Genomic DNA, 1,309 nt, shown 5'->3' on the forward strand with positions numbered 1-1,309 from the left:
GCGCTGAGCGTTCAACGACATCGTGTTGGTGTTGATGACTTGTGCCATGGTGCTTTTCCTTTGGCGAAGGTGGTACGTATTTCAGGAACCGGGCGGCAGCTCAGCCGCCGCCCGGTGGTCGATCAGGAAGCAGATCAGCGCAGCAGGCTGAGCACGCCCTGCGGCACCTGGTTGGCCTGGGCCAGCATGGCCGTACCGGCCTGCTGCAGGATCTGGGTGCGGGTCAGCTCGGCGGTTTCCTTGGCGAAATCGGTATCCTTGATGCGGCTACGCGAGGCCGACAGGTTTTCCGTCGAGGTCTGCAGGTTGGCGACGACCGAGGTGAAGCGGTTCTGGATCGCGCCGAGGTCTGCACGGGTGTTGTTGATCGAGCTGAGCGCCTTGTCGACGATCTCCAGTGCCTGCTGTGCACCTGCAACAGTGGAAACGTCCACGTTGTCCAGCTTGCTGGAGGTTGCGCCGGTCAGTGCACCGCCATTGGTGCTGGTCTGGGTCAGGCCCACGGCAGCTTCATTGGCAGCGGTCGCATAGGTCAGGCTGAAAGTCTGGCCGGCCTTGACCGAGGTCAGATTGACGGTCGCGTCATCGACCGAAGCCTGGACGCCGGTTTCGCCGATCTTGGCGTTGATGGCGGCGGCCGTGCTCTTGGTGATCGACTCACCGGCCTTGATCGTGAAGGCGCCAACGGTGACGTCGGTAGCCTTGCCATCGGCGTCGGTCACCTTGACGGTGATCTTGTCGATGCTCATGTCAGCGGTGGCCTTGTCCGTGTCGATTGCTGGAACCGCCGGCGGACCCGGCACTGCGGGGGTGATGCCCAGCTTGGTGCCCTTGTAGACGTTGGCAAAGGTGGCATCGCCCAGCGAGCTGGTCTTGGCGTCCACGACCTTGTCGATGGCGATGGCCTGACCGGCGTTGGCGCCGACCTGGAACAGCTGGCTGGAGAACGAACCGTCCAGCAGCTTGGTGCCGTTGAACTCGGACTGCTTGGCGACGCGATCGATTTCCGACTTCAGCTGGGTCACTTCGGCCTGCAGCGCCTTGCGGTCGCTGGCCGAGTTGGTGGCGTTCGACGACTGCACCGACAGCTCACGGATGCGCTGCAGGTTGTTGCCGATTTCCGACAGCGAACCTTCGGCGACCTGGGCCAGCGAGATACCGTCGTTGGCATTGCGGATGGCGACGTCGGTACCGCGGATCTGGGTGCCGAAACGCTCGGAGATCGCCAGGCCGGCGGCATCGTCCTTGGCGCTGTTGATGCGCGAACCGGAGGACAGGCGCTGGATGGTGGTGGCCAGCGAGCTGCCGC

General features: G+C 63.8%; 1 protein-coding gene. It reads right to left on the reverse strand.

What is annotated here, in order from left to right; translation table 11 throughout:
* Positions 1–134 precede the first annotated feature (134 nt).
* Positions 135–1,309, reverse strand: a 1,175-nt coding sequence (locus tag DBR20_RS18550; RefSeq protein WP_108267602.1) for a flagellin, incomplete at its 5' end; no start/stop codon positions are given.

The sequence above is a fragment of the Stenotrophomonas sp. HMWF023 genome, assembly GCF_003060985.1.
Lineage (GTDB): Bacteria > Pseudomonadota > Gammaproteobacteria > Xanthomonadales > Xanthomonadaceae > Stenotrophomonas > Stenotrophomonas lactitubi.